Origin of the sequence: Arthrobacter sp. GMC3 (genome assembly GCF_002929305.1) — a bacterium.
Lineage (GTDB): Bacteria > Actinomycetota > Actinomycetes > Actinomycetales > Micrococcaceae > Specibacter.
In genome coordinates, this window is the sequence record NZ_PJIO01000068.1 from 1 (window position 1) to 774 (window position 774).

General features: G+C 65.9%; 1 pseudogene. It reads left to right on the forward strand.

Annotated features, from left to right (window positions below):
* Window positions 1–22 precede the first annotated feature (22 nt).
* Window positions 23–774 (forward strand): annotated as a pseudogene (locus tag CXQ94_RS22795) (hypothetical protein); the annotation flags it as partial.

The window sequence follows — 774 nt, forward strand, 5'->3', positions numbered from 1 at the left end:
ACCCCGCCCTGATGGCCCGGGTTTGGCTGACCTGAATCCTGTGGCCGAGGGCACCGCTGCCCCGGGCTCCTGTGTCTCCTCGGAGCCTGTTGACCTGGGACCCGATATTGCTGAGGTTCCTGTGGCGGTGGGTGTGTTGATGGGGGCGTGTTCGAGGTTTTTTGATCCGGTGGTGTTGGCGCAGTTGGATGCTGCGTTGGCGTGTGAGTTGGCGGGCCGGGCGAGGGTGCGGGCGGATGAGGCCACCACCCTGGTCCGGGACGCGCTCGGGGATGGCCGGTCAATGGAATCGGTGGCGGGTCTGCTCCAGCACGCCGGTGCGGCGAAAGCGGCCGTAACGAAAGCTGAGAAACTCGCGGCGTTGGCCTCCGGGGTACTTACGGCCCTGGGCGGGGATACCGTGCCGGGGGCTGGTTTTGATCCGGTTCTGGTCGATCGTGTTGATCCCGGGGCCTTGGTGGAGGTCATTGCGGTGGCGGAGGCGGCGAAGAACGCTTTGTGTGCCGTGCAGGCCCAAGCAGAAACAGTGTTGATGGCCCAGCAGCGCCTGACCCAGGCGCGGGCGGGGATGCCGCGGGAGCAGTTGGGTCGTGGTGTGGGGGCGCAGATCGGCTTGGCGCGGGGTGAATCCCCGCACAGGGGCCGGCAGTTGGTTGAACTCGCTTCCGTGTTGGTGCGGGAAATGCCCCACACACTACACGCCCTCACTGTTGGGGCGTTGACTGAGTATCGAGCCGGAATCATGGCCCGGGAGACGGTGTTCCTTTCGTTGGA